This window comes from Pseudomonas sp. PB106 (assembly GCF_009764645.1).
GTDB lineage: Bacteria > Pseudomonadota > Gammaproteobacteria > Pseudomonadales > Pseudomonadaceae > Aquipseudomonas.
The window spans coordinates 24441-30709 of the sequence record NZ_RWIM01000003.1; the positions used below are offsets into that span (position 1 = coordinate 24441).

Annotated in this window: 8 protein-coding genes; 4 read left to right on the forward strand and 4 right to left on the reverse strand. The window is 59.5% G+C overall.

The annotated features are described in order from the left end of the window. Positions 1-352: 352 nt before the first annotated feature. Together EJA71_RS00380 and EJA71_RS00385 are read left to right on the forward strand one after the other, a co-directional pair. The gene (locus EJA71_RS00380; RefSeq protein ID WP_158953336.1) at positions 353-1312 is read left to right on the forward strand and encodes a nucleoside-specific channel-forming protein Tsx; all 960 of its coding nucleotides are present in this window, start codon (positions 353-355) and stop codon (positions 1310-1312) included. Between the two features lie 15 nt (positions 1313-1327). Then, positions 1328-2350 (forward strand): purine nucleoside permease, encoded by a 1023-nt coding sequence (locus tag EJA71_RS00385; RefSeq protein WP_158953338.1) that lies wholly within the window; start codon positions 1328-1330, stop codon positions 2348-2350. A gap of 138 nt (positions 2351-2488) precedes the next feature. Here EJA71_RS00385 and EJA71_RS00390 read toward each other — a convergent pair whose 3' ends face one another. The 3 genes from EJA71_RS00390 to EJA71_RS00400 all read right to left on the reverse strand — a co-directional run bounded on the left by EJA71_RS00390 (position 2489) and on the right by EJA71_RS00400 (position 4649). Further along, positions 2489-3445 (reverse strand): zinc-binding alcohol dehydrogenase family protein, encoded by a 957-nt coding sequence (locus EJA71_RS00390; protein ID WP_158953340.1) that lies wholly within the window; start codon positions 3443-3445, stop codon positions 2489-2491. 30 nt (positions 3446-3475) lie between these two features. Next, positions 3476-3649, reverse strand: a complete 174-nt coding sequence (locus tag EJA71_RS00395) for a DUF1427 family protein (protein WP_007969534.1) — start codon at positions 3647-3649, stop codon at positions 3476-3478. 235 nt (positions 3650-3884) lie between these two features. Then, a complete protein-coding gene (locus EJA71_RS00400; RefSeq protein WP_178113633.1) occupies positions 3885-4649 on the reverse strand; it encodes a helix-turn-helix transcriptional regulator in 765 nt (254 codons plus the stop codon). A gap of 145 nt (positions 4650-4794) precedes the next feature. Between EJA71_RS00400 and EJA71_RS00405 the strand changes: the two genes are divergently transcribed. Next, positions 4795-5022 carry a DUF6555 family protein gene (locus EJA71_RS00405; protein ID WP_158953342.1) on the forward strand — a complete coding sequence of 76 codons (228 nt, stop codon included), beginning with the start codon at positions 4795-4797 and terminating at the stop codon, positions 5020-5022. A 39-nt stretch (positions 5023-5061) separates the two neighbouring features. Further along, positions 5062-5334 carry a hypothetical protein gene (locus EJA71_RS00410; protein ID WP_158953344.1) on the forward strand — a complete coding sequence of 91 codons (273 nt, stop codon included), beginning with the start codon at positions 5062-5064 and terminating at the stop codon, positions 5332-5334. Positions 5335-5357: 23 nt separating this feature from the next. Here EJA71_RS00410 and EJA71_RS00415 read toward each other — a convergent pair whose 3' ends face one another. Then, the gene (locus tag EJA71_RS00415; protein WP_082355407.1) at positions 5358-5525 is read right to left on the reverse strand and encodes a metallothionein; all 168 of its coding nucleotides are present in this window, start codon (positions 5523-5525) and stop codon (positions 5358-5360) included. Positions 5526-6269: the final 744 nt, after the last annotated feature.

The following is a 6269-nucleotide window of genomic DNA, read 5'->3' on the forward strand; positions in this document are numbered from 1 at the left end:
CTTTGGTGCTAGAGCGGTCTGGAATGAGCCTTTCAGCCCCGCAGCCATTAGCCTTGAAGAGATTCGAAACTGTGGGAGCGAGCTTGCTCGCGAAAGCGTCGTGTCAACTTGCGGATACTTTTCTGACACCCCGCCTTCGCGAGCAAGCTCGCTCCCACAGGAGCCGCAGGGTGCGCAGAACCGCGTTTGACCGATCAAGCAGGAAATACAGCGAAAGGCTCGATTTTTCAGCCTATTGAAGGATTTGGTACGCCTTGTGCAAACGTTTGCGTAACGTCAATCCCAGCATTTTCGTTACAAAACCGTACAAGCCCACGGAACACGGGCCTCGATCCGCAAAAAAGGACTTTGAATGCACGCCGCCTCGCCTTTCCGCGCACCTTTCGCGCGCACGCTTGTTGTTTCGTTGCTACTGACCGGCGTTACCGGATTTCTCAGCTGCAGCGCTTTGGCCCAACCCGCACTGCCGGAAGAATCAGCCCAGGGCGAAGCCCTCAGCCCCGAAGCCAGCCCGCCGAAACAAGGCGCGTATCTGTCGGACTGGTACAACCAGGACTTGATGCTGATCGGCAGCAAAGACATCAGTTTCGGCCCGCAACCGACCGACGACATCTATCTGGAATACGAGTACTTCGGTCGCAAAGGCCCTTTCGAACTGTACGGCTACGTCGACATCCCGAAGATTTTCAACATCGGCAACAGCCACGACAAAGGCGTGTGGGATCACGGCTCGCCGGTGTTCATGGAACACGAACCGCGCATTTCCATCGACTACCTCGCCGGGCGCAGCCTGGCCATTGGTCCGTTCAAGGAATGGTATGTGGCGTTCGACTGGATCTACGATCACGGCAGCCGCAAAGAGAACCGCGCCAACACCCTCTACAGCGGCTTCGGCACCGACATCGACACTCACTCGCGGGTCAACCTGTCGGCCAACCTCTACGGTCGCTATCAATGGGAAAACTACGGTGCGAGCAACGAATATTCGTGGGACGGCTACCGCGCGCAGCTGAAATACATCATCCCCATCGACAAATTCAGCAACGGCGCCTCGCTGACCTACATCGGTTTCACCAACTTCGATTTCGGCTCGGATATCCACAAAGACAACCCGGCGCGCACCGCCAACGCAACGGTGGCCACTAACGTGTTGCTCTACTCGTTCACCCATTTGCGCTTCACCTTGGTGGGGCGTTACTTCCACAACGGCGGCAACTGGGAGGACGGCAGCGAGCTGAATTTTGGCGACGGTGATTTCCGCGCCCGTTCCAATGGCTGGGGTTACTACGCCGGCGTCGGTTATCAATTCTGATATTCAGGAGGTTTCATGCAAGCAATGACGCGTTTGACCCTGGCCGGTTTGGCCCTGCTCTCCTCCGCCGCTTGGGCGGGCGAAGCGCCGATCCAACCGAAAGTGGTGCTGATCACCATGTTCGCCCCCGAGGCGCAAAACTGGATTGATCGCCTGGAACTGAAACAGGAAATCCGCGTGCCGGGCCTGTCCGCCGAGTACCCGAGCATCCGCTGCAACGCGCAACAGGTGTGCCTGCTGACCACCGGCATGGGCCAGACCAACGCCGCCGCGTCGACCTTGGCGCTGGCGCTGTCACCTAAATTCGACCTGCGCAAAAGCTACTTTCTGATTGCCGGCATCGCCGGGATCAGCCCGAAACACGGGACCATTGGCACCGCCGCATGGGCGCATTATCTGGTGGAATTCGGCACGCAATGGGAGATCGATTCACGCGATGCGCCGTCAAGTTGGCCGACCGGTTATCTGGGTATCAACACAAAAGGCCCGAACGAAAAGCCGCCGCTGGACTACAAGACCGAAGTGTTTGAGCTGAACGCGAAACTGCAGGACAAAGCCTTCGCCCTGAGCCGCAAGGTTGAACTGAGCGAGAGCAAGGAATCGGCAGCGTGGCGCCTGAAATATCCTTCCGCCCCGGCCAATCAGCCGCCCGTCGTCACCCGTTGCGACACGCTGGCGGGCAACACCTGGTTCTCCGGTACGCGGTTGAGTGAGCGCGCCGAGGTCTGGACCAAGTTGCTCACCGACAACAAGGGCGAATACTGCACAACCCAACAGGAAGACAACTCGACCTACGAAGCGCTGTTGCGCGCCAGCCGCGAAGGCCTGGTCGATGTGCAGCGCCTCGCCGTGGTGCGTGCCGGCTCCGATTTCGACCGCCCTGAACCGGGTGGCAGCGAAGTGGACAATCTGCTCAAGTACGCCGATCAGGGCGGCTTCGTCCCGGCGCTGGAGAATCTCTATCGTGCGGGCAATCCACTGGTGCAGAACATCCTGAAAAACTGGTCAGCCTGGGAAAACGGCGTCCCTGCTTCTTAAGACCAACATAGATTCCTGTGGGAGCTGGCTTGCCAGCGATGACGGCGGAACAGGCGAGGAAGAAGTAACCTGAACTGACGCTATCGCTGGCAAGCCAGCTCCCACAGGTTGCTGGATGTCAATGAGATTCAAGGTGTATCAGGGAATGAGAATGACCTTGTCACCGCTGCCCTGGTTTACATCGGCGTAGCGCGCAAGTCCCTCGGCCAACGGTGCCTCGACCAAACCTTGCGGCAACGGCAACAAACCCTCATCAAAGAAGCGCCCGAACTGCTCGAGCATCGCCGCGCAGGCTGCCACGCCGTACAACAACGAGTTGATCCCGACCACTGAGCCGCCCTTGCGATACAAGGCCAGCGCCGGCAATTGCACATGGCCGTCGACCGGCGCGGCGATAATCGCGATGCGGCCGAACGTGGCCAGCGCCGCCACCGAGGCCGGCAGCCAGAAACCGGTGGTGTCGAAGATCACGTCGGCGCCGCCGCGATACACCGCATCAACCTGCGCGCCGAGGTCTTCGGGTTTATCCAGTTGAATGGTCTGGTAACCCTGCGCCTGCAAGTCCTTGACCTGCTCCGGACGCCGCGCCGCCGCCAGGATTTGCGCGCCGCGCACTTTGGCCAATGCCAGTGCCGCCGTGGCCACTGCCCCGCCGCCGATCACCAGCAGTCGGGTTTCAGCCGTCACCAGACTGCGCTCCAGCGCATCCCACGCCGTGGTGTACGGCACGCCGAGGCTGGCAGCCTGGGTAAAACTCAGGTGCGACGGCTTGTGCGCGACGCCGTTGGCCGGCAATTTGACGAACTGTGCGTGGGAGCCATCGGCAAAAAAGCCCAACTCTCGGCCAGTGCCCCAGACTTCCTGGCCGATCAGCGCCTGTGGACCTTCGACCACCACACCCGCGAAATCGCGCCCGGGAATCCGTGGCAACGTGGTGTAAGGGAATCGGCCGAGGACGTTTTTCACGTCGCTGGGGTTCAGGCCTGCGGCCTTGATCTGCACCAGCACTTCATCAGCGCCAGGCACTGGGGTCGGAACGTCGACGAAATGCAGGGAGGACAGGTCGCCGGTTTTATCGAATTGCAGTGCTTTCATGGATTGATTCACCGAAGAAGAAAAGGAAATTCAGGACAACCAACCGGCGACCAGTTGCCGGCCCATCGGCCACAACTGTTCACCAGCGAGCATGCCGAGCAAACCGACCAGCGCGATGGCCGGCGGTGCGGGGGAACGGAAATCCAGCGCGCCGTAGAGCAAACCAACGCCCAGACCGATGGCCAGCGAAATCAGGTAGTTCATGGGGGAACTCCGCCGTTTGAAGGGAATGGGCAGAGTCTAGGGAAACGGCGGGGATGGCATCGGCCAAGGACTTCTGAATTTCGGACAAGTATCGGATGCACACCACAGAACCCTGTGGGAGCTGGCTTGCCAGCGATGAGGCCTGTACATCCGACATTTGTCATCGACTGACACATCGCTATCGCTGGCAAGCCAGCTCCCACAAAGTTCTGTGCAGGTTCAGGATAAAGTGTCGTTACAGAGTGAATTGTGACGGAGCGATACCCAGTTCCCGGCGGAACATGTCGCTGAAACTGCTCGGCGAATACCCCAGCTCCCGGGCAATCACGCTCACCGCCCCCCCCTGAATCAACTCCGCCACCGCCGTCGCCAGCTGCACCTGGCGCCGCCACTCGGCGAAGCCCATGCCCAGGCTGTCCTTGAACAACCGCGCCAGCGTGCGCACGCTGGCCCCGGCATTTTCCGCGTGCTGCTCGAACGGAATCTCCAGCGACGGTGCCGCCATGACCGCCTGACACAGATTCATCAAACGTCGATCAGAGTCATCCGGCAGCGGAATCTTCAACTGCGAACGCCTGGCGCGCTTCAGCTCCAGCAACGCCAGGCCGACCAGCGCCTCGTAGTATTGCGGCTCACCACTGTCGCCCTGCTCCACCAGCCCGACGATCAACTCGCGCAGCAGACCGCCGACCTCGATCACCTGCACCGTCTGATCCAGCGTCGCCGCCAGCGCCGGGCGCAGGTAGATATTGCGCATCTGCAAATCCGACACCACGCGAATCCCGTGCGGTACACAGGGCGGCAACCACACCGCGCGCTGCGGTGGCACCACCAGCGCTTCATGGGGAGTTTCGACCCACATCACCCCGCTCATCGCATACAACAACTGGCCCCAGACATGCTCATGCGGCTCGATGAACATGCCACGCGGATAGGTGCGCGCGACACGTTGCACGGGCACATCGGTGTCACTGAGATCAGGGGGCGCGGCGAGGGCCATGTCGAGTATTCATTGGGGTTGGTGGAGCCGCCATGGTAACCAGTGCCTCCGCACGTCGCCAACGATAGATACCGTCGGACAATCCGAGTGAATTTTCCCGGTGCGCCGCGATCCTTCTATTACCACAGGGAGGATTACGGGCTTTATGAACAACGCAAAACTCTACGTCATCGAATACACCCTTCACGGCGCACCCAAGTCGTTCATTATCCGCTCGGACAAAATGGACAATGCCGAAGCTTGGCACTGGGCAAGCTGCGATGCCGGTGTCGGTCGGATCCCGCGATTTGGCCGGGAAAAGGTGCAGAAGACCAGTAAACCGATGGCAGAAAAATTCGGCGTGGAAAACGTCGTGTGGCGACCGACCAGCTAAGCTCAGCCTGGCCATCGGCTTCTTCGGGGGGAATGCACAATGAGCAACATCAGCAGCGCGGCACACCTGGACTACGGTCTCGACACGCTGTTCGGGCGAATTACCAAAAGTGTGGATTGCCGGGTGGGCCTTGAGGCCGTCGAGGATGATCCGTTTCGCTTTGCATTGAGAGTGCCGGCGCCGTTACCCGAAGACCTCGACCAGGCGAAAACCGTGGTGGTCAGGGTCGAAGGACGACGGCTACAGGGCACGGTGCGCCATGCCGAGCGCATGGATGATGCGAGTTTGAAACTGGAAGTGGAGCCTGATTAGGCTCCACTTTTTTATGCGCGCGGTTATTTCGGATGGGCGCAATGGCAGCCTTTGCTTGAGCATTCTTCGCCACTTTTGTGGTGGTGAGCGCAGGCTTCGCAGCAGTAGTGTTTGCCGTGGACGGCGTAGGCATGATCGCCTTCCTTGATGGTGCATTTGCAGCCGGGGCAGTCGCATTTTCTATCGGGCATGGGACAGACTCCTTTTTGGGTGGTTGTCTGAGGCTTGAGGGCAAGCCTTGATAACCAGTGTAGGAGGTGCCGCGGGCTGCGATCCTTTGATTTTGTTTGGGGTTGGGGTTGGGGTTGGGGTTGGGGTTGGGGGCATATCCGTTGCTGCGGTAACGGCTGCTTAGGGTTCCGCCCTTACGGCGGGTCACTTTTTCCAAACGCCGAAAAAGTAACCAAAAAGGCTGCCCCCGGCGTACGGCACTTCGCTGAGGCTCAGTGTTCCCTCGCTACGGTGTCCATCAGGGGGCATCGCCTACGGTTTGCTTCGCTGCACCTCCTCTCGATGTATGCGGCTGCGCCGCACGGTCGCTGCGCTCCCCCCCCCTGATGGACACCTTCGCTCGGCCTGCCGAAGGGGTTGAAGATCAAGGTCAAGATCAAGATCAAAAGCAACGTCAAAAGCCAAAGCCAAAGCCAAAGCCAAAGCCAAAGCAGATCAAAAGATCGCAGCCTTCGGTAGCTCCTACATAGGATTTTTTCACTTAAAGAGATTGGTCGGCTGTCAGGCCGCCATCGCTGGCAAGCCAGCTCCCACAAGTATTGAGTTCAAATTCAGATACTCGTATCGCTTCGGCTTCTCACCACTCAAAACAATGAGCGTTAGCTCGAGTACCGCTTTTGATCTGTAAGGCGACGTCGGAAGGCTGAGTGGAGGGATTGATCCGGGGGTGGGAGCGCAGCGACCGTTTGGCGCAGCCAAACACA

What these genes read in the sequence shown, in the direction of transcription:
- EJA71_RS00415 (WP_082355407.1), bottom strand. Translation starts at nt 5,525, where the DNA reads ATGCCCGATAGAAAATGCGACTGCCCCGGCTGCAAATGCACCATCAAG.
- EJA71_RS00400 (WP_178113633.1), bottom strand. Translation starts at nt 4,649, where the DNA reads ATGGCCCTCGCCGCGCCCCCTGATCTCAGTGACACCGATGTGCCCGTG.
- EJA71_RS00395 (WP_007969534.1), bottom strand. Translation starts at nt 3,649, where the DNA reads ATGAACTACCTGATTTCGCTGGCCATCGGTCTGGGCGTTGGTTTGCTC.
- EJA71_RS00380 (WP_158953336.1), top strand. Translation starts at nt 353, where the DNA reads ATGCACGCCGCCTCGCCTTTCCGCGCACCTTTCGCGCGCACGCTTGTT.
- EJA71_RS00390 (WP_158953340.1), bottom strand. Translation starts at nt 3,445, where the DNA reads ATGAAAGCACTGCAATTCGATAAAACCGGCGACCTGTCCTCCCTGCAT.
- EJA71_RS00410 (WP_158953344.1), top strand. Translation starts at nt 5,062, where the DNA reads ATGAGCAACATCAGCAGCGCGGCACACCTGGACTACGGTCTCGACACG.
- EJA71_RS00405 (WP_158953342.1), top strand. Translation starts at nt 4,795, where the DNA reads ATGAACAACGCAAAACTCTACGTCATCGAATACACCCTTCACGGCGCA.
- EJA71_RS00385 (WP_158953338.1), top strand. Translation starts at nt 1,328, where the DNA reads ATGCAAGCAATGACGCGTTTGACCCTGGCCGGTTTGGCCCTGCTCTCC.